Genomic DNA, 25652 nt, shown 5'->3' on the forward strand with positions numbered 1-25652 from the left:
TGATTTTTCCACACTGTCTAAGGCTATGGAAGAGGGTACTTTTTAACCCTCTTTCCACACTATTTTCCGATTACCCTTTTTAGATTTGACGAGAGAGTCTTCCTTGGGTGTCTGATACAAACTCATTAATTTATAATAAAATTAGAAATGAGATAGTTGAATAATAGATATACTTGATAAATTTTTCTAAATGAAACTACTTTGGTGGACTTTATACATCTTCTTACAGTTCAAAGTTTTATAGTTAATGTTTACTTTGATTAAAACAGATTATAATATGATTAGAATAAGACGTCTTAGAACAGAGATCACAGGGAGTTTCTTTCTATCCTCTTTTTAGCTAAAGTGTTAAAAAATAGTTTCAATAGAACGTGTTCAAAAAAGCTAAATCTTGAAAGCAGATTTATGAGTGATAAATAAATCTTTGGATATATTTCTTTTGTAATCGTTTACACTCGAGGGCGTTAGGGGTATATTTTAGATGTTGATATGACGTCATAACGACTTGCTAATTCATTATAGAAAGGGGATTTATCATGAAAAATGAAAGGTTAGCCCAGCAGATTCTAGAGTATCTAGGCGGAACAGAAAATATTGAGTCAATTACTCACTGTGCAACAAGATTACGCCCAAGTCTGAAGAAACGTGAGTTAGTTCAAAGTGAAAAAATAGAATTATTGGATGGTGTGACAGGAGTAGTCAATAAAGATTCCGGGTATCAAATAATTATTGGAACGAATGTAGGGGAAGTTTATGAAGACTTCTTAAAAGTATTGAATAGAGAAAATAATGAGACGACCAATGAAAAAAATTCTAAAGTCCAGACAAAAAAGAGCTTAATAAATGAGTTTGTTCAACTCGTAGTGAGTATTTTCTCGCCTTTATTACCTTTATTAGCCGGATCGGGTCTTCTTCGAGGATTTACAATTCTTGCAAATGAGGTCGGAATTTTATCTACGGATAGCTCGACAAATTTGATGTTGACACTTGCTGCAACATCTGTCTTCTACTTCTTACCGTTACTAGTTTCGGTAACTGCAGCAAACCGATTTAAAACGAGTCCTTATATTGCCATTGCAGTCGCTGGTGCATTGATTATGCCAGACTTTATTAATTTGATCCAAGGGGACGGGGGCAATACGATTTCTTTCTTTGGTTTACCAGTTCCAGTCTTTAACTACACTTCGCAGATTCTGCCCGCAATTTTTACAACATGGGTACAATCGAAAATGGAACATTTCATGAAAAAAACAATTCCGAATAGTTTGCATATGATTTTGATACCAACCGTTCTTTTGTTTGTGTTAGTGCCTGTAACTGCCAGTATTTTTGGTCCCTTAGGTAACTATATTAGTATTGGTATTGCTGGATTTGTAAATTATTTAGCAAGAATCAATCAGATTATTACAGGGGCAATTACAGGTGGCATTTGGAATATTTTGATCATGTTTGGTGTTCATTGGGCACCAAATACCATGGTTATTATTCCGGAAATCGCTAGCACAGGTCACTCACCATTCATTGCGTATGGCGCAACTGCAAACTTTGGGATGGCAGGAGCAGCATTTGCAGTTTTCTTACGATCAAAAAATACCAAATTAAGGAACTTTTCTTTGACTGCAATTACTTCTGTCTTTTTGTCTGGAATTGTAGAGCCTGCTATTTACGGTCTAGGAGTAAAATTTAAAACACCGTTGATTGCTGGCTGTCTTGGTGCTGCAATGGGTGGAGCTTTTATGGGTGCATTTAATGTTATTGGTAACGCCTTTGTATTTGGAGGATTAACCACCATTCCAGCTTTTGCGGGTCCTACACTTTGGGCGTACATTGTGGGTTTGGTGATTGCATTTTTTGGTGGAATGATCCTAACAATCATTTTAGGTATAAAAGACCCAGAAGCTGAAATGAAATAAAGAATAAGAGAATGGAGATAGTTTATATGAGTTTACAAATAAAAATTCAAGGTACATTGGGGGCAGCAGCTATTGCAGATGCTATGGGAGCTGCAACAGAAAATCTTACTTTTGATCAAATTAGAACAAAGTTCAATGGCAAAGTTTCTACCTTTTTAAAACCAGAGGAAGGTGCTTTTGCATTAGGGAATGAAGCTGGACAAGTCACAGATGATTTTTCGCAAATTTATACGTTGTGTCACAGTATTATAGAAAATAGAGGAGTAATTGATTCTGAAACAGTGAAGACAGCCATCTTGAAATGGTCAGAAAATACATGGTACTTCGATCGATTTGCAGGTCCAACTACGCGAAGTGCGATTGCAATGTATAAAAATCCTGATCAAAAAATGGCGCCTTTACCGGGAGCTATGGCTGTAGACTATGCTTCAAAAGCTACGAACGGAGCTGCAATGAAAATCGCACCTGCAGGGATATTAAACCCAGGAGATATTGAAAAAGCTATTCAAGAAGCGTTGATTATAACGCAAGTAACTCATGATAATGCACTGGCTATTTCTGGAGCAGCTGCAGTTGCGGCAGCAGTGTCAGCCTCTTTGTGTGACCATGCAACTGTGGACCAATTAGTAGCAATAGGGATTTATGGCGCTTGTCGGGGAGAAGAATTAGGCAAAGTTTATTCCCGAGAAGTTGGCGGTCCCAGCGTTGTTGAACGCATGAAACTAGCGTATACTATAGTTAATGAATCTGGTACCCATGAAGAAAAACTACAGCGACTAGCTCAAATCATCGGTAGTGGGCTCCATATCTCAGAAGCAGTTCCGTGTGCGTTTGGAATTATCGCCCTAAACAAACAAGATCCTTTTAATGCGATCATAGATGCAGTGAATGTAGGATACGACACTGATACGATTGCGACAATTGTAGGATCCATGGTTGGGGCATTGATTGATCCAGATGATGAACGTTTTACGCCACTGTTTCGTGATGTTCAATCAGCGAATAGCTACGATTTAACTAGTTTGGCTGAATCTTTAGCAAATGTGGTGAATGAAAATGATAAGTCCAAAGGTAAAATATCTCTCGATTTATGAAGAGCTGAAAAAAGAAATCAATGAAGGAAAATATCCAGTTGGGCAACCTTTTTTGACTGAACCGGAACTTCAAGAAAAATACGGAGTAAGCCGTATTACAGTTCGTCATGCCTTGCAACTTTTAGTAGATGAAGGTTTTATCAAAAGAATTCATGGTGTAGGTACAATTGTACTCAGTACGAAAGAATTACTGCAATTACAAACCCTTCTAAGTTTTTCGGAAGAAAATAAACTGCAGTCCAATCATTCAGAGTTAATTTCTTTAAATACATCTTTGGAAGCAAATGAGGTGTTGTGTAGTAAGTTAGATTTGCCAAAAGGAGCGGAGGTCAGCAAACACGAACGCCTTCGCTACGTGGATGATCAATGTATTGGATTTCAACGAGTATATTGTCCATCATACATTGATCTAAAAGAAAAAGATCTTGCTGACAAACATGCATCACTTTATCAAATTATGCGTAGTCAAGGTTTTATAGTAACAACAGCACAAGAAACCATTGAGTCAGTTGTGTCTGATGAAGAACTCTCCAACTTATTAAAAATTGAAATGAATACACCACTTTTATATGTCGAGCGTCTGACTAAAGACCACAAAAATCGCTTAGTTGAATATGCTGAAATTTATTATCGTGGGGACCGCTATCGCTATCATGTTCAACTGAAAGTACCATAGAGAGAATACAAAGTTGTACTGATCATTACGAAGTCTAAAATGCATTTAGGGCGGATAGAATGTTTCTATTCGTCTCTTATTTTGTGAAAATGAATTTTCCGATCAACAAACTGAAAAAAAGTATTTGACTTTTTTTCAGTTTGCGTATAAAGTAATAAACAACTTAATGAAACAGACATCGAAAAGAAGAGTAGCAAGGTTTCTTCGTTTTAAGAGAGTCTCTGGCTGGTGAGAAGAGACAACAAGGACTTGTGAACCACATCTTGGAGTCGTTTTTCTGAATCGAGTAGGAAAGACCGGGAGTGCCCGTTATAGCAGCAGTCATTGTTTGATGACTTTCTGAGATCAGTTGCTGTGAAGCACTGATAAACAAAGGTGGAACCGCGTTGATAACGTCCTTTAGCTGTAATGGCTAAAGGACTTTTTTTATTTAATGGCGGTATCAGCAAATCCATCAACTGACTGCATGAGGTTTTTTCTGTGAAGGAAAAACAAATTGAGGTGGAACCACGTATTAAACGTCCTCTGGCATTAGGCCGGAGGGCGTTTTTTGTTGGGCGCCTTTCATTTTAATGATTTTAATCAAGTGGAAACACGGCAAGATGGTGCTTGGTGATTGTAAATCAAGCAAGCAGTCATTGCCGCAAAATCAAGGAGGCAAAAAGAAATGATCGATTATTTAGTAAGTGTGATGCCGCAACTGCTTTCTGGGGCAGGGATCACAATCAAATTGTTTGGATTAACGTTAATAGGATCGATTCCATTAGGGATCATCTTGGCTTTTATTCTTGCTAGTCGACTACGGATCTTGAAAGCAATCGTGCAAGTGTATGTCTGGCTGATGCGAGGAACGCCTTTACTGTTACAACTGATCTTTGTGTTTTATGGTCTGCCGATCCTGAACATTGTCTTTGATCGGTTTGAAGCAGCACTGATTGCCTTTATTATCAATTATGCCGCTTATTATGCCGAGATTTTTCGGGGAGGGATCCAATCAATCCCTGCAGGGCAATACGAAGCAGCAAAAGTTCTGCGCCTAGCACCTTTACAGACGATTCGCAAGATTATCATTCCGCAAGTAGTCAAGATCACGCTTCCTTCAGTAGGGAACGAAGTGATCAATTTAGTAAAAGATACTTCGCTTGTCTATATTTTAGGTTTGTCAGATGTTATGCGTATCGGTAAAATCGCAATGGAACGAGACAGCACGTTGGTACCATTACTGGGCGTTGCGCTGATTTACTTAATGATGACTGGTATTTTTACACTGATTTTGAAACAGTTAGAAACAAAACTCGATTATTACCGTTAGGAGGCGTAGGAACATGTTAGAACTGAGACAAGTATCAAAAGCATTTGGCGACAAGCAGGTTATCGATCGCTTAGACCTGACAATTGAAGAAGGCAGCATCCTAGCGGTAGTCGGACCTTCTGGCGGTGGAAAAACAACCCTGCTGCGTACCCTGGCTGGATTGGAGACCATCGATTCAGGAACTTTTTTACTAGATGGACAACCTTTTGATCCCACGGATACGAAAAAACAAGAACAAGTAGTCGGTGTCGTTTTTCAAGACTTTCAGCTATTTCCGCATTTGTCGGTATTCGATAACATCACACTGGCACCAAAAATGGTATTGAAACATGACAAAGCTAGCTATACCGAAAAAGCTGTTGCTTTGGCTAAACAGTTGGGATTATCTGAACTTTTAACGCAATATCCTTACCAACTTTCAGGAGGGCAACGCCAACGGGTAGCGATTGCGCGGGCGATGGCGATGGATCCGAAAGTATTGGCGTATGATGAACCTACGAGTGCATTAGATCCAGGTCTGCGCCAGCAAGTCGAAAAACTGATCTTAGATTTGAAAAAAGAGGGCGTTACTCAGATCGTGGTTACCCATGATTTGGTTTTTGCAAAAAATATTGCCGATCAATTATTAGAAGTTGAAGGGAACTAAGGAGGAAGAAAAATGAAAAAAATTGGATTAACGTTGTTAGCCGGAGCCAGCTTATTACTTTTTGCTGCATGTGGCAACAGTAGCGAGAAAGCAGAAAGTGCTGCAGACAAAGAGGAAGTCATCGTTGGGTTGGACGATACCTTTGTACCGATGGGCTTTCAAGATGACCAAGGGGACATCGTTGGTTTCGATGTTGACCTAGCAAAAGCCGTTTTTGATTTAACAGGAACCAAAGTCAAATTCCAAGCAATCGACTGGTCGATGAAAGAAACAGAATTAGATAATGGTACAATCGATATGATTTGGAATGGCTACACAAAAACAGAAGCCCGGGAAAAGAAAGTATTATTCAGCGATACTTATATGGAAAACAAGCAGGTTCTAGTAACTGCCAAAGACAGCAACATCACTTCATTTGATGCAATGAAAGACAAAGTTCTAGGGGCACAAGAAGGATCCTCTGGCTATGATACCTTCAACAATCAACCAGAAGTATTGAAAGACATTGTCGCCGATAATGAAGCAACTTTATATGCTAGTTTCAACGAAGCGTTTATCGATTTGGAAAATGGTCGGATCGATGGTCTTTTGATCGATCGGGTCTACGCGGAGTACTATTTGACTCAGACGAAAAAAGCGGACGATTACAATGTTATTGAAAGTCCCTTCAAAGCCGAAAATTTTGCAGTAGGAGTACGAAAAGACGATCAAGCATTGGCGGATAAAATCAATGAGGGATTAAAGAAACTGCAAGAAAATGGCACATTTGCTGAGATTTCCGAAAAATGGTTTGGAGAAGATGTTTCTCCTGAATAAATGAAAAACGATTGACGGCGACATAAGCCACAACAAAAACGATCACAGTAGCTACCTGGCATGAAGCGATTGATGAACAGGTGCAAGGTAGCTTAACTGTAGTCTTACTAAAGAGATTTTTAAGAAGCATTTCTTGTCTTTTCTCCTTTAGATCGTCTTTGTTTGATGGATTTATGGAGCGGTCTTTTTTTCATTAGTGGGATCTTTTATTTCTAGTAGTAAACTTTCTGACAGGAAAACTTTTGTTCGCCTTCTTTTTTCGTTATAATAGGTAGAGACGAAAAGAGGGATAAGAATGGCGCAAAAAAAACGCGCGAAGAAACGCAAAACAAAAAAACAACAAAAACAACAAGAGAAACTGATTCTAGTCGGCATCGGCTTGCTTTTCATCTTGTTTTCGATCTTTGGTTTTTTCCACTTAGGCTTTTTAGGAACGCTGATCGCTAACGGCTTTCGTATCATTGGAGGCAATACGTATCAAGTGCTTTGTCTCGCATTGGCCGTTTACGGGGGATGGTTGGCAATCAAGACCACAGAAGCTCGTTTTACGAGTTTACGTCGAGTGGTTGGCTGTGTGCTGATCTATTTGGGGATCTTAGTGATCCTGCATGCGCATTTATTCAATAATGTCATGAATGAATCGCCGAATGTCTTGCAGACGACTTGGTCGACATTGCTGGATGATATTCGCCGCAGTCAAGTTTCACAAAATGTGGGAGGAGGCATGGTCGGCGCATTCTTCTATCGCGGAACCTATTTCCTTGTATCCCAGATCGGCAGTTACATTTTAGCTGTCTTGATGATCATGATCGGGGGCTTTTTGTTCAGTAAGATGAGCAGTCACGAGTTGTTGGAGCATCTGCAGCACGCTGGTGAAAAGGTTCAGCAATGGTTGGAAGGATCACCTGAAAAACAAGCAGCCCGCGAAGAACGAAAAGCGCAAAAAGCTGCTGAAAAAGCAGCGAAAAAAGAAGCAGAGCGTTCTGCTGTTTTGGCTGAGATCAAAGAAAAGAATCAAGTCCGTCCCTTCACGGAAGAAGAGCGAGCAGCCCAATCAGAACCAGATTTGTCGGAAATCGAACCAGAGCAGTTAAGTTTTGTGCCAATCGATCATTTTCAAGAATTGCCCAAAACACCGCCAGCTGCATCATCCTCTCCGGCTTTGGCACAGGAGAAAAAAGAAAGCGTTGAAGAAATGGAAGATGATGGCGAAGTATTGGAATTTGAAATTTCCGAAGAAGCAGAAAATCGCGACTATGAGTTGCCGTCCGCTGAATTGTTGGACTCGATCCCTGCAACCGATCAAAGCAGCGAGTACAAAAAAATCGAACAAAACATTGGTGTTTTAGAAAAGACTTTCCAAAGCTTTGGCGTCGATGCCAAGGTGGTAAAAGCTAGTTTAGGACCAGCAGTAACTAAATTTGAAGTACAGCCAGCAGTCGGAGTCAAAGTCAGCAAAATCGTTGGCTTAACAGATGACATCGCACTGGCACTAGCTGCTAAAGATGTACGGATGGAAGCACCGATTCCTGGGAAATCACTGATTGGGATCGAGGTGCCTAACAGTGCTGTCAGCATGGTTTCCTTCCGAGAGGTGATTGAAGCACAGCCGGATCATCCCGATAAGTTGTTAGAAGTCCCTTTGGGTAGAGATATTTCTGGCCGTGTCCAAACGGCCGATCTAACGAAAATGCCTCACTTACTGATTGCAGGATCTACTGGTAGTGGGAAATCCGTTGCAATCAACGGTATCATCACAAGTATTTTGATGCGGGCAAAACCCCACGAAGTCAAATTGATGATGATCGATCCGAAAATGGTTGAATTGAATGTCTATAATGGCATTCCTCATCTATTGACTCCGGTAGTGACGAACCCTCGGAAAGCAGCGCAAGCGTTGCAAAAAGTGGTTAAAGAGATGGAAGAACGGTATGAGAAGTTCGCTGCGACAGGAGTTAGAAATATCACAGGATACAATGAACTAGTGATCAATAAAAATTTAGAAGATGGTGAAAACCGACCAATCTTGCCATTCATCGTTGTCATTGTTGATGAATTGGCTGACTTGATGATGGTCGCAAGTAATGAAGTAGAAGATGCGATCATTCGTCTAGCTCAAATGGCGCGGGCTGCAGGGATCCATATGATCTTGGCGACACAACGTCCTAGTGTGGATGTCATCACAGGAATCATCAAAGCCAACGTACCTTCAAGAATGGCGTTCGCCGTTTCCAGCGGGGTCGATTCCCGGACAATCATTGACAGCAACGGCGCGGAAAAACTTCTTGGACGAGGCGATATGTTGTACTTGCCTATGGGTGAGAATAAACCAATCCGGGTGCAAGGAGCCTTTATCTCAGACCACGAAGTAGAACGGGTCGTGTCGTTTGTTACCGAGCAGCAGGGAGCGAATTACGAAGAGAAAATGATGGTTACCGAAGAAGATACGGCAAGTACCAGCAGTGGTCAACCACAGGATGAACTATTTGATGATGCCAAAGCATTGGTGATCGAAATGCAGACGGCAAGTGTCTCTTTATTACAACGCCGCTTTCGGATTGGCTACAATCGGGCAGCCCGTCTTGTTGACGAATTGGAAGACCAAGGGGTCGTAGGTCCTTCAGAAGGCAGTAAGCCTCGGAAGGTGCTGATCGAAGCAGCAGCCGAAGAAGTGCCGGGTTTTGATGAGTAACGTGCAAGTCCTCTTTTTGAGAGAGAATCAATGACTGGAAAGGCGAGGAAAGAAATGAAGCGTAAACATATTTTATATCGTGATGTGGCAGATAAAATCAAAGAAGACATCATGTCCGGACACTATCCTGTTGGTTCTTTTCTACCGACAGAAACCGAATTAGAAGCAGCCTTCAATGTGAGTAAAATCACGGTACGCAAAGCAATCGAGCTATTAGCAGCAGATGAATATGTCGAAAAGCGCAGTGGACGCGGGACCACGGTTTTAAGTAATCGACCTTATAACAAGTTGTCTAAAGGGACAACTTTCAGCCAGTTATTAGAAAAAACCGGCAAAGAATATACCAAGAAAAATCTTGATTTTAACCTAGTCGAGCTCGCAGAAGATCATCCAGCTTCTGCTTTGATGGGCAGAGAAGTCATGCGTTTGCGGCGCATGTACTATTTTGACCATCAACCATTTATTTATTATGAATATCATTTGCCCAAATTGTTAAAAGGCCTTGCCATGGAAGAATTGGAAGAAAAATCACTGTACCGTATTTTAGATGAACATCGGATGGTGATCGATACCTTTGAAGATTCATTTGCAGGACTGACGTTGAATGAGGAACAACAAAAATTTCTGATCACACCAGAGATTTCCGCTTTAAAGCGCGTCCGTCGCTCTTATGATCTGCATGGAGAAGTGGTAGAATATACAGAGGGCATCTATAATACAGCATTGCATCCTTATGTGATCGAGTTTGAAGCCTAATCTCTTGATTAGGCTTTTTTTACAAGAAACAGCGAACATAGGATCATAAATGTTAGAAGGAGTGAGTGTTATGAAAACCATCGCCTTTATCGGGGCCGGAAATATGGCAAAAGCAATTATCAAAGGATTGATCCAATCGGAACTATATCAACCAAAGGAAATTTTAGTCTACAATCATCGGTATGAACCGACACTTAAACAGTTGGAACAAGATTTAGGGATCACCCCTACATTAGAACTTTCTGAAGCCGCAGCTGCTTCCATTTTGATTTTAGCTGTCAAACCGTTTGTGTTTCCTAAATTATTGGAGGATCTAAAAGCGCAATTAAATGAACAACAGTTAGTTGTATCGATCGCAGCAGGCGTTACGATTGCGCAGATGGAAGAAGTTTTGGGTCAGCGCAAGATCGTTCGAGTGATGCCGAATACTCCGGCACTAGTCGGAGAAGGGATGACGTCTATCAGTAACAATCCGCATGTGACCGTAGAGGAAGTTGCAGAAATCCAAAAATTATTTGAAAGCATGGGAAAAGCAGCTCAAGTGCCTGAATCCATGATCGATGCTGTGATTGGGGTCAGCGGTTCTTCCCCAGCATATACCTATCTGTTCATTGAAGCATTGGCCGATGGCGCAGTCGCCGAAGGAATGACCCGCCAAATGGCCTATGAATTTGCTGCTCAGGCAGTTTTAGGCGCTGCGAAGATGGTGCTGGAGACCAAAGAACATCCTGGTGTATTGAAAGACAATGTCAGTTCTCCTGGTGGTACGACCATTCAAGCCGTAAAAACACTGGAAGAAAATGGCTTTCGTGCTGCGGTGATGAAGGCTGTTCATGCAGCTGCCGAAAAGAATCGTCAAATGTCTTGATTAAAATACTTATATTGAAACTGCTTGAGTATGAAGGAGAGAAGGAGTAAAGAGTCTATGAAAGAATTATTGATTTTTGATTTGGACGGATTGCTGCTAGATACGGAAAGAGTCTATCATGAAGGCTGGTTGGCACTTTTTGAAAAGTACCATCTACCGATCACATCAGCAGATATCGTTGCTTGGCGTGGGCAAAGTTGGCAACAGACAGCAACCTTACTAGCGAAAAAAGTTGGTGGTCTTCAACGTGTGGAGGAACTTCGGCAAGAACGAGAAGGGTACATTGAAGACCAATTGCTCAATGGAAACTTGCAGCCAAAACCATTTGCTCGTGAGACATTGGCTCTGGCACGAGAAAAAGGGTTAAAGACAGCATTAGCCACTTCTTCGATGGCTTTTCGAGGTGAAAAACTACTGGATCATTTTGAATTGCAGAATGCATTTGATTTCAAGACATTTGGTGACGATGTCCCAGCACACAAACCAGATCCGGCTCCCTATTTGCTGACATTGAAAAAAGCAGCACGAACCTCTGAATCAGCTTTAGTTATGGAAGACTCATTGCCAGGAGCTACCGCGGCAACTCGGGCAGGAATTCAAGTGGTGTTGATACCGGATCAAAGTTTCACTCACCATTTTTCAGCTGATGAAAAAGCAGGTTTGAACCTTTATGCCGAAACGACTTCTCTTGAGTACGTTTATCAACTATTGGCCACTGAGCAGTTGACAAACTAGAACAGGCACCATTGATCGTATCAAGGGAAACGGTCAATGGTGCTTTTTTTATGATTGCTTTTAGCAAACAAATTGTTCGTCTGCCAAAAGCAGTCGTGTTAAAGTTAAAGAAAAGATTAACAATAAGGGAAATTACGCGAAAAGTAAAGGGGTTTCATTTTGACAAATGGTACTTTTTGTCAAAAGGCTGATATCAAGGGAATCATTCCCATTGGCGGCGTACAAAAAACGTGGTAAATTATCCTTCGACGAAGAAAAGTGGGGGAAAGAAAATGAACAAAATCAAAAACGTGTTTTATTTATACAAATTAGACTGGAAACGAATTTTTAGTAATCCGATTTCCGCTTTTTTGATCATTGCTTTGATGATTTTGCCCTCGCTTTATGCGTGGTTCAATATCAAAGCATTATGGGATCCATATGGAAACACTAGTGAACTGCCCATTGCGGTTTACAGCGCGGATAAAGGCGCAGAATTCCAAGGGAAAGAGCTATCGATTGGGAATGAAGTGATCGACTCTTTACATGAAAATAAACAGTTAGGTTGGCATTTTCTAGATTCTAAAAAAGAATTAGTGGAAGGGGTCAAATCAGGTAAATATTACGCGGGAATTTACTTGCCTGCTGATTTTTCAAAAGATCTGGTCAGTTTTACCAGCGGTACGATCGTTAAACCGAAAATTGAATACTACAGTAACCAAAAAATCAATGCTATCGCACCTAAGATTACTGACAAGGGAGCAAGCAGTCTCCAAGAACAGATCTCAAAGAACTTTATTGAAACTGCTAGTTCTACATTAGTCAAAGTGTTCAACGAAATCGGGTATGATATTGATTCAAATCTAGTTAGTATCAATAAAGTCAAAAATATGATTTTAGAGACCGATGGCAATCTTGACACCATTGATAGTTACACGAAGCAAATTGTTGATTTGCATGACAAGTTCCCGGAAATCAAAGACAAAATCGCCAAAGCCGAAGAATTTACGGATTATATTCCTCAGGTCGATGAAATGGGGGATAAACTGATCGCATTGAATGACAAGCTGCCAGAATTAAAAAAACAAGCTAGTGTCATTCTGACATTGCAGAAAAAGATCCCTGAGATCCAAAATGCCGGCAAGCAATTAAAAATGATCGATGATGATTTTGATTCTATTGCTAGTACAATGACAGATGGTATTGATACAGCTAAACAAGGACTGCAAATCATTGATCAAGTACAAACCGCATTGCCAGAAATCCAACAATTAGGGGACCAAGCAACAGACTTTGCCTCAGCGACGAAAGAAGGTGCCCAACAGTTACAAGATGCGCTACCAAGTATTTCTAATAGTGTTCAAGTAACGATTGATTCCATCAGTCAAGTCGCTACCACGACAGTTAGCTTAACGAATACAATCAAACAAGCAATTGCTGACAATCAATTGACCGACCAAGAACGGGAAAACATCCAAAAGGTCATCAGTGATTTCCAACAAAATATTCAACGGCAACAAGCAGCGCTGGATGGCTTGATTACTTTCTTAACGAATCTTCAAAACTCAGGCAACACATCCGATTTATCAGGGATCATTAATCAATTGACGAATGCAAAAAGTCTCTTGGGGGATCTTTCTTCGCGGCTAGATCATTTAAGCGAATTGGTCAAAAATGGGAATACAGAGGCTATTACCGACTATTTAACTGAAGTCAACACTGCTGCACAAAATGTTACGGATCTTTTAAAAGGCATTAATGTGACGAATATTACCGATACCATCGACAATGTTTTGTCTAAATTGATCACCACCATCACCACAGCTCAAGATGTATTGAAAAAAGCGCAAGCCATTGACTTCAAGTCTTTATTGGCATCAACCAAAAATGTGGTCAGCAATGCTATCAGTATCTTAGAAAAGTATCAAAAAGAATTACCTGCTATTAAGCAAGAGTTGCATGATGCCAATACGATGCTCAATGGTCACATGGATGAGATCGTCGCAGCCATCAACAAAGGGGCCGATCTTTACAACAATGAACTGCCAATCGTTGAAGATAAGTTAGGGATTGCGGCTGGTTTCTTACAAAATGACTGGCCAACCATCAAAGCTGAAATCACTTCGACCATGAACATGGTTGATGAGAAACTGCCAGATGTAGAAAAAGCATTGAATGCGGCAGTTGATTTGATCAATAATGATTGGCCAAATATCAAAACAGGCATTCATAAGGCAGCCAATGCGATTCGCAAAGGTGAAAGTGAAGTTGATCTAGGCGAGATCATCAAGTTGTTGAAGCTTGATGCAACTAAAGAAGCGGATTTCTTCAAACAACCAGTTGAATTGCAAACAAATGACATCTATCCGATTGCCAACAATGGTTCTGCCAGCACTCCATTCTATACAGCGTTGTGTTTATGGGTCGGGGCGTTATTGTTGTCAAGTGTGGCTACAACAGAGTATCATTTAGAGAAGAAAGATAAAGAACGCTTTACGCAACGAGAAACATTCGTTGCTCGAATGCTGACTTTCCTAACTATGGCCATTGCGCAAAGCTTGATCGTTACACTAGGAAATATGTTCTTATTAGGAGTAGATGTTCATAATCCGGTATACAGCGTCTTGTTCGCATTACTCGTTGGACTAGCATTTATGATGATCGTCTACGTCTTAGCCGGACTGTTTGGCAATGTCGGGAAAGGGATCGCGATCATTATCCTTGTTCTATCGATTTCTGGTGGGGGCGGAAATTATCCGATCCAAGTCTCTGGTAAATTTTTCCAATTTATTAATCCGCTGTTACCATTCACCCATGCAGTCAATCTGTTAAGGGAATCAGCCGGCGGGATCTATTGGCCAAATGCCATTCCTCAGTTGATTATTTTGTCACTGTTGTTTATTGTATTTGGCATCATAGGAACATGGGCTTATCCTTATCTAACAGATGTAACTAAGAAACTAAATAATGTCTCGAAAAAGAGTCATTTTTTCCATTAAAAAATCAAGAGCAGATAGGGCACGATGTTCTATCTGCTTTTCTTGAATCTTCTTGCGAATTCTGATAAAAAGAAGAGGGAGTTTGTTCAAATTTTTCATGCCATTTTCATTGACTTTTGTCGGTTTCAGGAGTAGCATACAGTCTTGTTAATTCAGTAATTATCAAAGAAATTTTGTATGTGCAATTATGATCTTTTTCATGAAAAAAGGAGTGTAAGAAAGTGGAATATTTGAAACGTTTGTTGGTCGGACGTCCATTGAAATCCGCGGAGAATGATGAACAAAAATTGACAAGGAAAGCCGCGTTGGCTTTGTTATCTTCGGATGCATTGTCATCGATTGCTTATGGGACCGAACAAATCGTTGTTGTCTTAGTTGCTTTGTCAGCTGCTGCTATCTGGTATTCACTACCGATCGCCGCATTCGTTATTATCTTGTTGATTTCATTGACCTTATCCTATCGTCAAATCATTCATGCGTACCCTCATGGTGGTGGGGCGTATGTCGTTAGTAGTGAGAATTTGGGCAAGAATGCAGGTTTGATTGCTGGCGGCTCTTTATTGATCGACTACATGCTGACTGTTGCCGTTTCGGTATCGGCTGGGGCAGAAGCGATTACTTCTGCCGTACCCGCTCTATATGGGCATCAGGTGGGTATCTCGATCACTATTGTTTTACTGATCATGATGATGAACTTACGGGGGCTACGAGAATCTGCGAGTTTCTTGATGGTTCCTGTATACACCTTTATCGCTGTGATCACGATCTTGATTCTTGTAGGATTATTTAATATTATCACTGGGGTACAGCCATTAAATGCCACAGCCTTACCAGGTGCTGTTGTGCCAGGGGTTTCTGTCGCATTGATCTTACGCGCTTTTTCTTCTGGTTCTTCTTCATTGACAGGGGTAGAAGCAATCAGTAATGCCGTGCCGTTTTTCAAAAAGCCGCGAGCAAAAAATGCAGCTGCAACATTGACGATCATGGCTGCGATCCTAGGTTTCTTCTTTGTGGGGATTACATTCATCAACTATTGGTATGGAATCGTTCCAGAAGCAGAAGTAACGGTCCTTTCGCAAATCGGAGCTGCGATCTTCGGTCACGGATTCATGTATTACGTTCTGCAGTTCGCAACGGCTTTGATTTTAGCAGTTGCAGCGAATACTGGATTCTCCGCATTCCCAGTGTTAGCCTATAACTTAGCGAAAGATAAGTATATGCCTCATATGTATCAAGATCGGGGAGACCGCTTGGGTTATTCTAATGGGATCATTACGCTGGCAGCAGGTTCGATCGTTCTATTGTTCATTTTCCAAGGATCGACGGAACGGTTGATTCCACTTTATTCGATTGGCGTGTTCATTCCCTTTGCGCTCTCACAAACAGGAATGGTAGTTCGATGGAAGAAAGCTGGTAAAGGATGGTTCTTGAAATCATTGGCCAACATCGTCGGAGCGTTGATTTCTTTTGCGATCATTGCGATCTTGTTTGTTTTTCGTCTAGGTGACATCTGGCCATTCTTTATCATCATGCCAATCCTACTGTTTGTCTTTTATAAGATCCATGATCATTATAAGAAAGTCGCTGAGCAGCTACGTTTGGAAAAAGAAGTGGCACTCCACAAATATGATGGCAATACCGTTATTGTATTAGTAGGAAATGTGACCCGTGTAAATATCGGGGCTTTGAATTATGCACAATCCATCGGAGATTATGTAGTTGCAATGCACGTATCTTTAGATGAAGATGTCAAGAAGGAAAAAGAAATCGAACAAGAGTTCAAACAAAATTTCCCGGATGTCCGTTTTTCTGTAGTGCATTCTTCTTATCGTTCAATTGAAAATCCAATCATTCGTTATGTAGATCTAGTCAGCAAAAACGCAACGAAACACAATTATACGACGACAGTTATCATTCCACAGTTCGTGCCACGTCGTCGCTGGCAAAATATTTTACACAACCAAACAAGTCTGCGTCTAAGATTCCGTTTATCATGGCGTGAAAACATTGTCGTAGGAACTTACAGTTATCATTTGAAGAAATAGATTAAGTTTTATAATCAAAAAAGACTATCTAACTCTAATATCGAGCGAGATGGTCTTTTTTGTCTTATTTTCAGCGAAGGAATCTTTTACCGCACATCAAAAATGATGAGAGAGTGTGCCTGTGATTCCTAAAAACGTTTAGCTGTAAAACATTTTGATTTTGATGTCTTGATCGTAATTTCCAAACCCTTTGCCAAACAATGTACAACCGCCCATATTTTCAGCCTCTTCTTTTACCTCGACTCTTAAATGCCAAGTATCTTCATAAGCAGGAATATCCTTGATCGTGACGTCTGATAAAGGTTCTCCTTCCATATAAGTCCCATGATCCATGATTCGAATCGTCTTCAATAACCCATATTGATTTAAGTTATCAGGATACCAATCTGGCGTATACTTGCCGCGAATATCGGCGAAGTCACCGGGACTTGTCCAAGTTCCAAGCTCGATGCCATTTAAGCTAAAGGTAATGTCAGACGGCCAATTATTATTAGAAAAAGGGAATTCAGAAGAAATCTCCATGGAAATCTCCATCATCTCTAGTTTCTCATCTAGAGAAAGAAAATTAGGTGACTGGTACTCAACAAACCCTTTCGTAAACCAGAGGATGCGAGCATCCATTCGATTGGGGTCCATAAAAAATTTAGGTTCATCTACTGGACCGATAAAACCAGCAAGCGTGGCTAATCCACAAGTGGGTTCAACCGAATAATTTGTATAATGACCAATTGGAATTGACGTTTCTCTCGTATCGAATGCATTAAAGATTTTTTCTGGAAAATTGATATCGATATGATCGACTCTCAGACTAGATATCTTTCGCTGACCGACACGTTCTGTCTTGATAATTTTTGCTTCTTCTAGTTTTTTGATATGCATCGTGACGATAGCACTGCTTAATCCTAATTCTTGTGCGATTTCTTTCACATTCATTTTGTTTCTTGCAAGTAGTTGAATGATTTTGATCCGTACATTACTAGCTAACGCCTCATAGACGGGCAATGCTTCTTGATTGATTTCTAATTGCATCATTTCACCCCCATTATAGTTATAAATGATTTACTTGAATGTTAACATATTTGTTAATTTGTGTAAATAGGATTATTTATAGTAGTTTTTATTAATATAAATATTAATTAATAGGTATATTATTTAGTTTTATTTAATTAAAATATTGTTGACAGCGATTACAAATAAAGTTATTATTTAGTTGTAAATTGAAAGTGTTTGCAAACGCTGCTTTTATCATTTGTTTTAAATGAATTATTTTAAATGAGGAGGAAGAACAGTAAAAACAGTTTGTAGCAAAATCACATAGGTATTATTTCCTCAAAAATCTTTGTAGAAAGTGACACTTATCATACTTATCTATAGAGGAAGTTTTTGACGCACTTCATAAATCGATTACAAATAATTTAGAGGTTAAATCTGAAAGGATGAAAAAAATGAAAATCAAAAAGTTGCTTTTTTCTGGCGCATTATTGGGTTTGAGCGGTTTGATCTTAGGAGCATGTGGAAATAGTGGTGGTAATGCGAACAATGACAACGGAAAAAAGGAAATCACTTTTATGTTCCGTGGCGGTGAAGATGAAAAGAAAGCCTATGAAACAGCTATTAAACAATTTGAAGAAGCAAATGACGTAAGCGTTAAAATAATTGCAACAGATGCCGATCAGTATGCTACAAAACTGCAAGCCGCAATTTCAGGTGGTAATATGCCTGATGTTTTTTATGTAGAACAAGGGAATTTAATGGCTTATGTAGATAACGGTGTTTTACTTGATATAACCGATCAAATCGAAAATTCCGACTTTGATTTGTCAAATATTTGGGAATATGGAGTGAATAGTTACCGCTACGATGGTGAGAAGGTAGGTGAAGGTGCACTTTACGGACTACCTAAAGATGTCGGTCCATTTGCTTTGGGATACAACAAGGATATGTTCAAAGAGGCTGGAATTGACTTACCCGACACAGACACTCCGTATACATGGGATGATTTTGTCAATGTTTCGAAACAGCTGACAAAAGATAAAGATGGCGATGGAAAAATGGATCAATGGGCAACTGGCTTTAATGTCAATTGGAGTCTTCAAGCATTTGTATGGAGCAATGGTGGAGATTGGATCAATGAAGACAAAGATACAGTGACTGTGGATACACCAGAATTTGCGGAAGCATTACAATGGTTTGCCGACTTACAAAACGTTCATGAACTAACACCGTCGATCTCTGATGCACAAACCTTGGATACGTATCAACGCTGGATGAATGGCGAAATTGCATTCTTCCCTGTCGGTCCATGGGATATGAGCACCTATGCAGGATTAGATTTCGAATATGATTTGATCCCATGGCCAGCGGGATCAACTGGTAAATCAGCAACATACGTCGGTTCTTTGGGGATTGGTGTAGCGAGTAAGACAGATTATCCAGATGAAGCAGTGAAGCTTGTAGAATACTTAAGTGCTTCAGAAGATGGTCAACAACAATTGGTGGATGCACAGATTCAAATTCCTAACTTGATCGATATGGCAGAAGAATGGGCATCAGATACCGAAAGTGTCCCTACAAATAAGCAAGAATTCTTGGATATTGTTCAAGACTATGGTCGAGCTATGCCAGCAGCAACTACTTATAATGCTGAGTGGTACGATGAGTTTTTCATCAATATTCAACCGGTACTAGATGGCGACCAAACTGCTGCAGATTACGTGAAAGAAGTACAACCGAAGATGCAAGCTAAATTGGATGCCGCACTTCAGCAACAAGAAACGGCAAAATAAGTCACCAGGGCTATGACAGATGTCAAAAGACAGAGAGGTCGAGTACTTGTCAGTTTAAGACACCTCTGTTATAGCCCTAAATATTAGTTGAGAAGGGGCTTTTCGATGGAACAAGTTGAAATAAAGAAAAGAAAATCAAACAAAAGTAGTTTATATGCTAAAGAACATCGGGTTGCTTTTTTATTTGTCCTACTTCCTGTCATTGGGTTTATCTTATTTTCGCTTATTCCGTTAGTTTATTCAGCTTATGCCGCATTTACTGACTGGAATGGGTTGGGACAAATGAACTTTGTTGGATTAGAAAATTTCCGGAAACTATTTAATGACGAATATTTTTATAAAACGATGTACAATACTGTATTTTTGATGTTAGGAATTCCGATTGGCTTGATTCTTTCTTTCATGTTAGCATCTGCATTAAGTCGAGGTATCAAAGGAACGACCATCTTCCGAACAATTTATTATATTCCAGTTATTTCTTCTCTGGCCGCAATTTCTATTTTATGGCAATGGGCTTATAACGGGGATTTTGGATTGGTCAATCAAGTGTTAGCTATTTTTGGGATAAGCGGTCCTAATTGGTTACAAAATCCCTCTACTGTTAAGCCAGCTATCATTATCATGTCTGTTTGGAAAGGATTAGGCTATTCTATGCTTCTGTATTTAGCAGCAATCCAAAGTGTTCCTAAGACATTTTATGAAGCGGCTGAGTTAGATGGTGCTTCATCGTTTCAAAAGTTCCGAAATATTACTTGGCCCATGGTTCGACCTGTTACTTTCTTTTTGGTAGTAACAAATATCATTGGTGGATCTCAAATTTTTACAGAAATCAATATCATGACACCTACAGGTGGACCACAATATAGTAGTGCCACTGTAGTCTGGTATATCTGGCAAAAAGCCTTCAAAAATTGGCAGATGGGCTATGCCAGCAGTATGGCACTGATTTTAGCTATATTAGTATTTGGCATTACAGCATTTCAATTTTATATGAATAATCGTTCAAGCTACAAGTTGGACTAGGAGGAGAAATGATGAAAAAAATTAAACTAAGTAATATGCTCATCGTTTTGATTTTATCCCTTGGAGCTATCATCATGGTGGGACCACTTTTGTGGATGATCTCTACGTCATTAAAAGATAAAGCTGGAGTTTTTCAGTTGCCTCCACAATGGATTCCAAATCCAGTTCGATTTGATGCCTACAAGCGCTTGTCTGAACTAGATACATTATTCTCAGGTATCAAAAACACGGTGATTGTTTCTCTTTCGGTCACCATCATTGGAACATTGACTTCCAGCCTTGCTGCCTTTTCATTTGCAAAATTACGTATGCCTTTCAAGGATGTTTTATTTTTACTTTTGTTAGCAGCGCTTATGATTCCATATCCAGCTGTCATGATTCCACAATTTATGATGTTTTCGAAAATTGGTTGGGTCGATACATTGTTGCCATTGATCATACCAGGCATGTTTGGGAATATTACCATGATCTTTTTCTTGAGGCAGTATCTTTCCAATATTCCTGATTCTATCGTGGAAGCAGCAAAAATCGATGGCGCAGGATACTTACAAACATTTTTTCAGTTAATCTTTCCGTTGATCCGTCCAGCAATTGCTGCACAATTCATTCTCTGGTTTATGGGAGCTTGGAATGACTATTTAGCGCCATTGATTTATCTAAATAGTCCAGAGAAACAGACGTTACAAGTAGTCATTGCTAATTTAAATGCAGCTTATGCGATTCAAACAGATTATCCATTAATCATGGCAGCTTCCGTTGTTTCATTGTTGCCAGTATTAGTCGTATTTATTATTTTCCAGAAGCAAATTATTGAATCCGTAGCGCTTTCTGGTATGAAAGGGTGAAAAAATGTTTATTAAGGCAATGCATTGGATCAATGTGGTCATCCTTTTTATTGAATTGAATATATTATGGCTCCTTGGCTTTATTGCCGGATTTTTCTTTGCTGGCTTAATCCCAAGTACAAGAGCGGTACTTAAGCTTTTAAATAAGCAGGACCTGTTCACTGGTTATTACTCTTACAGTGAAATTTTTCAAAAATATTGGCAAGAATATATCCGCTCCATCAAAATTTTCCAATGGCGAGTGATTGTTTTTCCAATCCTTTTTTCACTTTTTTATGTTGAATTAGTATTCATTCAGCAAAGTAGTATCATGAGAGCTTATTTCCAATGGCCAATCTTGATCATGATGAGTTATCTCTTATTGGTTCTTTTGAATTTGATTTTAGCGACAGAGATGAGTGGAGACAGTTGGTTGAAAAAAATAGCTTTCTCGCTAGTAAGTCCAATAGTTTTGCCCGGTCGTTCACTAATGTGCGTAGTTATGATCCTCTCTTTTGCAGTTTTGAGCTTGGCTTATCACTGGTTCTTTTTTGTGGCTAGTCCATTGTTCTTTTATGTAGCTAGCAAATGTCTGATTTCAGGTTATCAAAAGAAAGGGTTGTTAAGATCTATATGAAAAGATTTTTCCTTGCTGGAGTGATGCTACTGCTTGCTGGTTGTCAGCTGAAAGGAGCGGAGCAAGTGATTGAAAGACCAGAATATGCAGATGTTAGTGTGCATGACCCATCGATCATTAGAGATAAAGACACATATTATATTATTGGTTCTCATATGCAATTCGCAAAATCAGATGATTTGATTCAATGGAAACAACTCTCAAATTCGGTAGCTGATAGTTCGCTTTTCAATAATATTCGTGAAGAACTTGCTGATGAGTTTGACTATGCTCAAACAGATACATTGTGGGCAAGTGACATTCAGCAATTTAAAAATGGTAAATATTACTTGTATTATTGCTTTTGTCAAGGCTCTTCCCCGCTTTCAGTTTTAGGCGTTGCTATATCTGATTCTATCGAAGGACCCTATCAAAAAGTAAAGTCATTTTTGTATTCAGGAACTTCACCTCAATTTGGGAAAGAATACAATGCCGCAGTTCACCCCAATGTGATTGATCCTCACGTCTTTTATGACAATGAAGAGAAACTATGGATGGTTTACGGTTCTTATTCTGGCGGTATTTTCATTTTAGAGATGGATGATGAGACAGGGTTGCCTAAAGAACAAAATACTTATGGAAAACACCTTTTGGGAGGAAATCATAGCCGCATTGAGGCACCCTATATTCAATATAATTCTGAAACTGGCTATTACTATCTTTTCACCTCTTTTGGTGGACTTGATGCAAATGGGGGCTACAACATTCGAGTTGCTCGTTCAAAGCAGCCAGATGGACCCTATGAAGATATTCAAGGAAATGCGATGAGTGAGGTGAAAGGAAAATATGGCACACAATTTGATGACACAAGCATTCAGAGTTTTGGAACCAAGCTCATCGGAAATTTTTTATATGAAGAAGATGACGGATTAACAAATGCCGGTTATATCTCACCTGGGCATAATTCATCCTACTATGATGAAAAAACAGGAGAATATTTTTTGATTTTTCATACGCGTTTTCCAAATAGTGGAGAAAATCATTCGGTAAGAGTACACCAAATGTATTTTACTGAAGATGGATGGCCTGTTGTCTCTCCTTTAAGGTACAGTAACGAAAAAATAGCTGATTACTCGGATGATCAAATTAGCGGAGAATACAGATTGATCCATTTTGATAAGTTGATTACTGATGATGCAAAAGCACCACTAAAAATCAATTTAAGTAAGGATAAAAAAGTTTCCGGGGCTGTTTCTGGATTATGGAAGTTAGCAGAGGATAATATTTCAAAGGATTCACTACTCATCCTTGACGATATTGAATACAAAGGGAAATTTATTTTTTCTTGGGATGAAAACCAAGGAAAACAAGTGATGACATTTACAGGAATTTCTGAAGAAGGTGTTCCGCTATTTATTGTAGAGAATGAGGGATAAGATATGCTGAAAAAAACAACGAATGATTTGATAAATCCAATTGTGTATGAACGAGCCGACCCTTGGGTCTACCATCATAGTGATGGGTATTATTATTTTACTGGTTCAGTACCAGGTTATCAATCGATTGAAATTAGGCGAGCAAAATCATTGAATGACTTAGAGAAAGCTGAAACAAAAAATGTTTGGCGGGCACATAAAGATGGTCCCATGAGCCAACTCATCTGGGCACCAGAAATTCATTTCATTCAGGGGAAATGGTATATCTACTTTGCTGCTAGTGATCATGGTACGATTCGCAATGAAGTCCATCACCATCGAATGTTTGTTATTGAAAATGAACATGATGATCCATTTGAAGGAAGCTGGACTGAAAAAGGGCAGATTAAGACCCAGTTTGAAAGTTTTAGTTTGGATGGCACGGTATTTTCGCATCGCGAAAGACTTTATTATGTTTGGGCACAACAAGATCCGCGAATCCCAGGGAACTCAAATCTTTATTTGTCAGAAATGAAAACACCTTGGACTCTAACTGGGAAACAGTTATTACTCTCTGTTCCAGAATTTGAATGGGAAAAGATTGGTTTTATGGTTAATGAAGGTCCAGCAGTGATTACTAGAAATGGGAAGATATTCATTACTTATTCAGGAAGTGCTACCGATGAAAACTATGCGATGGGTTTGCTTTGGGCAGATGAAGATAGTGATTTATTAAATGGTTTTTCTTGGCATAAAAAAGCAGAGCCTGTTTTCAAATCATCTGAGAAAAATAGTCAATATGGTCCTGGGCACAATTCTTTTACTACAGGCTTAGAGGGTGAAGATATTTTAGTCTATCATGCACGACCAGAAAAAAATCAGTCTGGAGATCCTTTGGCAAATCCTAATCGACATGCGATGGCACAGAGCTTCACTTGGGATAAAGATGGCTTTCCTATATTTGGAGAGCCAGTAGCGATAACAAAATCTGAAGAGATGGTGAGTTAGATGACAATCAAAATTCTAAATACAAAATCAGGAACAACGATCAGCAAATATATTTACGGACACTTTTCAGAACATCTCGGCCGTTGTATCTATGAAGGATTATACGTAGGAGAAGATTCTCCTATTCCAAACAAGAATGGGATGCGTACGGATGTTGTGGAAGCTTTGAAGAATATCAAGATTCCAGTTTTACGCTGGCCAGGTGGCTGTTTTGCCGATGAATACCATTGGAAAGACGGTATTGGACCAAAAGAAAATCGAAAAACGATCGTCAATACTCACTGGGGGGGTGTGACTGAAAATAATCATTTTGGGACACATGAATTCTTTGAATTGGTCAAACAACTGGAATGTGAAGCATATGTCAATGGAAATGTCGGCAGTGGGACAGTCCAAGAAATGTCTGAATGGGTCGAGTACATTACCATGAACGGAATTTCTCCAATGGCAGATTGGCGTCGAGAAAATGGTCATGAAGAAGCTTGGAGCATGAAATTTTTCGGTGTAGGAAATGAAAATTGGGGCTGCGGTGGAAATATGCGTCCAGAATATTATGCTGATCTTTATCGTCGGTATCAGACTTACGTTCGTCAATACGGTGATCAAAAAATATACAAAGTGGCTGGCGGAGCAAATGTTGATGACTACCACTGGACAAAAACGTTGATGAAGAATGCCCATTGGCTGATGGATGGATTGAGCTTACATTATTATGTCCATCCCCAAGGGTGGGAGAAAAAAGGTAGTGCGTTAGCATTCGATGAAGCAGAATGGATTATTACCTGTCAAAAAGCTGCGCATATGGATGAATTGATTACGCGTCACAGTGCGATCATGGATCAATATGATCCTGAAAAACGGGTGGGCATCATTGTTGATGAGTGGGGAACTTGGTTTTCTGCTGAACCCGGAACGAATCCAGGATTCTTATATCAGCAAAACACGATTCGTGATGCAATGGTAGCTGCTATCACCTTAAACATTTTTCATAAGCATGCAGAACGAGTGCACATGGCAAACATTGCCCAGACAGTGAATGTTTTGCAGGCAATGATTTTGACTGATGGCGAAAAGATGGTCAAAACACCAAGCTATCATGTATTTGATTTGTACAAAGTCCATCAAGATGCCGAACGCATCGAGAGTCATGGAGCAGCAAGTGAAACGATCACCTACACGGTCTCGAAACAAGCAGATACCCTCCACCTGTCGATCTGCAATTTCGCAGTATCTGGCTCGGAAGCAATTAGTTTTGACTTTGAAACTGCCATTCAAGGAATCAAAGAAGCTTGCTATATTGTGGGGGATAAAATGAATGCACACAATGATTTTGATCATCCGGAAGACGTAGTGATCCAATCATTTGAAGACTACACAACAAATAATAGCCAATTAACGATCAATATACCCGCTATGAGTGTATTGACAATATCTTTGGCGGTGTAATTC

General features: G+C 39.7%; 20 protein-coding genes and 1 other annotated feature. Of the genes, 19 read left to right on the top strand and 1 reads right to left on the bottom strand.

Features of this window, described 5'->3' with window-relative positions; all coding sequences use genetic code 11:
- Positions 1–536: 536 nt before the first annotated feature.
- From AB5Z52_RS05635 to AB5Z52_RS05690, 12 genes are all read left to right on the top strand, one after another.
- Complete coding sequence (locus AB5Z52_RS05635; protein ID WP_137264614.1) at positions 537–1913, top strand: PTS transporter subunit EIIC; 1377 nt, start codon at positions 537–539, stop codon at positions 1911–1913.
- A 26-nt stretch (positions 1914–1939) separates the two neighbouring features.
- A complete protein-coding gene (locus AB5Z52_RS05640; protein ID WP_029486318.1) occupies positions 1940–3007 on the top strand; it encodes an ADP-ribosylglycohydrolase family protein in 1068 nt (355 codons plus the stop codon).
- Positions 2970–3683 carry a GntR family transcriptional regulator gene (locus tag AB5Z52_RS05645; protein ID WP_005470159.1) on the top strand — a complete coding sequence of 238 codons (714 nt, stop codon included), beginning with the start codon at positions 2970–2972 and terminating at the stop codon, positions 3681–3683. The genes AB5Z52_RS05640 and AB5Z52_RS05645 overlap by 38 nt, the downstream gene beginning before the upstream one ends.
- A 169-nt stretch (positions 3684–3852) precedes the next feature.
- Positions 3853–4212: a binding site (T-box leader), on the top strand.
- 138 nt (positions 4213–4350) lie between these two features.
- Positions 4351–4995 (top strand): amino acid ABC transporter permease, encoded by a 645-nt coding sequence (locus AB5Z52_RS05650; RefSeq protein ID WP_003128216.1) that lies wholly within the window; start codon positions 4351–4353, stop codon positions 4993–4995.
- A 13-nt stretch (positions 4996–5008) separates the two neighbouring features.
- Positions 5009–5641: an amino acid ABC transporter ATP-binding protein gene (locus AB5Z52_RS05655; RefSeq protein ID WP_003128217.1), complete on the top strand. Its 633-nt coding sequence runs from the start codon at positions 5009–5011 to the stop codon at positions 5639–5641.
- Between the two features lie 12 nt (positions 5642–5653).
- Positions 5654–6457, top strand: coding sequence for an amino acid ABC transporter substrate-binding protein (locus AB5Z52_RS05660; RefSeq protein WP_003128218.1), 804 nt, complete (start codon positions 5654–5656; stop codon positions 6455–6457).
- Positions 6458–6752: 295 nt separating this feature from the next.
- The gene (locus tag AB5Z52_RS05665; protein WP_368243595.1) at positions 6753–9149 is read left to right on the top strand and encodes a DNA translocase FtsK; all 2397 of its coding nucleotides are present in this window, start codon (positions 6753–6755) and stop codon (positions 9147–9149) included.
- Between the two features lie 54 nt (positions 9150–9203).
- The gene (locus AB5Z52_RS05670; RefSeq protein WP_003128220.1) at positions 9204–9905 is read left to right on the top strand and encodes a GntR family transcriptional regulator; all 702 of its coding nucleotides are present in this window, start codon (positions 9204–9206) and stop codon (positions 9903–9905) included.
- A 70-nt stretch (positions 9906–9975) separates the two neighbouring features.
- Complete coding sequence (gene proC / locus AB5Z52_RS05675; RefSeq protein WP_029486320.1) at positions 9976–10773, top strand: pyrroline-5-carboxylate reductase; 798 nt, start codon at positions 9976–9978, stop codon at positions 10771–10773.
- A gap of 57 nt (positions 10774–10830) precedes the next feature.
- Entirely contained in the window at positions 10831–11508 is a 678-nt protein-coding gene (locus AB5Z52_RS05680; RefSeq protein WP_029486321.1) for an HAD family phosphatase, read from the top strand.
- Between the two features lie 272 nt (positions 11509–11780).
- Positions 11781–14486 carry a YhgE/Pip domain-containing protein gene (locus AB5Z52_RS05685; RefSeq protein WP_137264612.1) on the top strand — a complete coding sequence of 902 codons (2706 nt, stop codon included), beginning with the start codon at positions 11781–11783 and terminating at the stop codon, positions 14484–14486.
- A 221-nt stretch (positions 14487–14707) separates the two neighbouring features.
- A complete protein-coding gene (locus tag AB5Z52_RS05690) occupies positions 14708–16531 on the top strand; it encodes an APC family permease (RefSeq protein WP_003128226.1) in 1824 nt (607 codons plus the stop codon).
- A 138-nt stretch (positions 16532–16669) separates the two neighbouring features.
- On the opposite strand, the gene AB5Z52_RS05695 is transcribed toward AB5Z52_RS05690, so the two are convergent.
- The gene (locus AB5Z52_RS05695) at positions 16670–17560 is read right to left on the bottom strand and encodes a transcriptional regulator (RefSeq protein ID WP_003128227.1); all 891 of its coding nucleotides are present in this window, start codon (positions 17558–17560) and stop codon (positions 16670–16672) included.
- 416 nt (positions 17561–17976) lie between these two features.
- On the opposite strand from AB5Z52_RS05695, the gene AB5Z52_RS05700 reads away from it, so the two are divergent.
- From AB5Z52_RS05700 to AB5Z52_RS05730, 7 genes are all read left to right on the top strand, one after another.
- Positions 17977–19317: a sugar ABC transporter substrate-binding protein gene (locus tag AB5Z52_RS05700; protein ID WP_005470172.1), complete on the top strand. Its 1341-nt coding sequence runs from the start codon at positions 17977–17979 to the stop codon at positions 19315–19317.
- Positions 19318–19422: 105 nt separating this feature from the next.
- Positions 19423–20340 carry a carbohydrate ABC transporter permease gene (locus tag AB5Z52_RS05705; protein ID WP_005470174.1) on the top strand — a complete coding sequence of 306 codons (918 nt, stop codon included), beginning with the start codon at positions 19423–19425 and terminating at the stop codon, positions 20338–20340.
- An 11-nt stretch (positions 20341–20351) separates the two neighbouring features.
- A complete protein-coding gene (locus AB5Z52_RS05710) occupies positions 20352–21185 on the top strand; it encodes a carbohydrate ABC transporter permease (protein ID WP_005470175.1) in 834 nt (277 codons plus the stop codon).
- 4 nt (positions 21186–21189) lie between these two features.
- Positions 21190–21801 carry a hypothetical protein gene (locus AB5Z52_RS05715; protein ID WP_368243592.1) on the top strand — a complete coding sequence of 204 codons (612 nt, stop codon included), beginning with the start codon at positions 21190–21192 and terminating at the stop codon, positions 21799–21801.
- Positions 21753–23216 (top strand): glycoside hydrolase family 43 protein, encoded by a 1464-nt coding sequence (locus AB5Z52_RS05720; protein ID WP_229073635.1) that lies wholly within the window; start codon positions 21753–21755, stop codon positions 23214–23216. Before AB5Z52_RS05715 ends, AB5Z52_RS05720 begins: the two co-directional genes overlap by 49 nt.
- Before the next feature lie 3 nt (positions 23217–23219).
- Entirely contained in the window at positions 23220–24203 is a 984-nt protein-coding gene (locus AB5Z52_RS05725) for a family 43 glycosylhydrolase (protein ID WP_005470178.1), read from the top strand.
- On the top strand, positions 24204–25649 hold the full coding sequence (locus AB5Z52_RS05730; RefSeq protein ID WP_137264610.1) for an alpha-N-arabinofuranosidase: 1446 nt from the start codon (positions 24204–24206) through the stop codon (positions 25647–25649).
- Positions 25650–25652: the final 3 nt, after the last annotated feature.

Source organism: Enterococcus sp. RTP21361st1_A6_RTP21361_211029 (assembly GCF_040910045.1).
In the GTDB taxonomy this organism is placed as follows: domain Bacteria; phylum Bacillota; class Bacilli; order Lactobacillales; family Enterococcaceae; genus Enterococcus_D; species Enterococcus_D gallinarum.

Excerpts from the sequence above, each read along its gene's own strand:
- AB5Z52_RS05635 (WP_137264614.1), top strand. The coding sequence starts at position 537 with ATGAAAAATGAAAGGTTAGCCCAGCAGATTCTAGAGTATCTAGGCGGA.
- AB5Z52_RS05640 (WP_029486318.1), top strand. The coding sequence starts at position 1,940 with ATGAGTTTACAAATAAAAATTCAAGGTACATTGGGGGCAGCAGCTATT.
- AB5Z52_RS05645 (WP_005470159.1), top strand. The coding sequence starts at position 2,970 with ATGATAAGTCCAAAGGTAAAATATCTCTCGATTTATGAAGAGCTGAAA.
- AB5Z52_RS05650 (WP_003128216.1), top strand. The coding sequence starts at position 4,351 with ATGATCGATTATTTAGTAAGTGTGATGCCGCAACTGCTTTCTGGGGCA.
- AB5Z52_RS05655 (WP_003128217.1), top strand. The coding sequence starts at position 5,009 with ATGTTAGAACTGAGACAAGTATCAAAAGCATTTGGCGACAAGCAGGTT.
- AB5Z52_RS05660 (WP_003128218.1), top strand. The coding sequence starts at position 5,654 with ATGAAAAAAATTGGATTAACGTTGTTAGCCGGAGCCAGCTTATTACTT.
- AB5Z52_RS05665 (WP_368243595.1), top strand. The coding sequence starts at position 6,753 with ATGGCGCAAAAAAAACGCGCGAAGAAACGCAAAACAAAAAAACAACAA.
- AB5Z52_RS05670 (WP_003128220.1), top strand. The coding sequence starts at position 9,204 with ATGAAGCGTAAACATATTTTATATCGTGATGTGGCAGATAAAATCAAA.
- proC (WP_029486320.1), top strand. The coding sequence starts at position 9,976 with ATGAAAACCATCGCCTTTATCGGGGCCGGAAATATGGCAAAAGCAATT.
- AB5Z52_RS05680 (WP_029486321.1), top strand. The coding sequence starts at position 10,831 with ATGAAAGAATTATTGATTTTTGATTTGGACGGATTGCTGCTAGATACG.
- AB5Z52_RS05685 (WP_137264612.1), top strand. The coding sequence starts at position 11,781 with ATGAACAAAATCAAAAACGTGTTTTATTTATACAAATTAGACTGGAAA.
- AB5Z52_RS05695 (WP_003128227.1), bottom strand. The coding sequence starts at position 17,560 with ATGCAATTAGAAATCAATCAAGAAGCATTGCCCGTCTATGAGGCGTTA.
- AB5Z52_RS05700 (WP_005470172.1), top strand. The coding sequence starts at position 17,977 with ATGAAAATCAAAAAGTTGCTTTTTTCTGGCGCATTATTGGGTTTGAGC.
- AB5Z52_RS05705 (WP_005470174.1), top strand. The coding sequence starts at position 19,423 with ATGGAACAAGTTGAAATAAAGAAAAGAAAATCAAACAAAAGTAGTTTA.
- AB5Z52_RS05710 (WP_005470175.1), top strand. The coding sequence starts at position 20,352 with ATGAAAAAAATTAAACTAAGTAATATGCTCATCGTTTTGATTTTATCC.
- AB5Z52_RS05715 (WP_368243592.1), top strand. The coding sequence starts at position 21,190 with ATGTTTATTAAGGCAATGCATTGGATCAATGTGGTCATCCTTTTTATT.
- AB5Z52_RS05720 (WP_229073635.1), top strand. The coding sequence starts at position 21,753 with ATGTCTGATTTCAGGTTATCAAAAGAAAGGGTTGTTAAGATCTATATG.
- AB5Z52_RS05725 (WP_005470178.1), top strand. The coding sequence starts at position 23,220 with ATGCTGAAAAAAACAACGAATGATTTGATAAATCCAATTGTGTATGAA.
- AB5Z52_RS05730 (WP_137264610.1), top strand. The coding sequence starts at position 24,204 with ATGACAATCAAAATTCTAAATACAAAATCAGGAACAACGATCAGCAAA.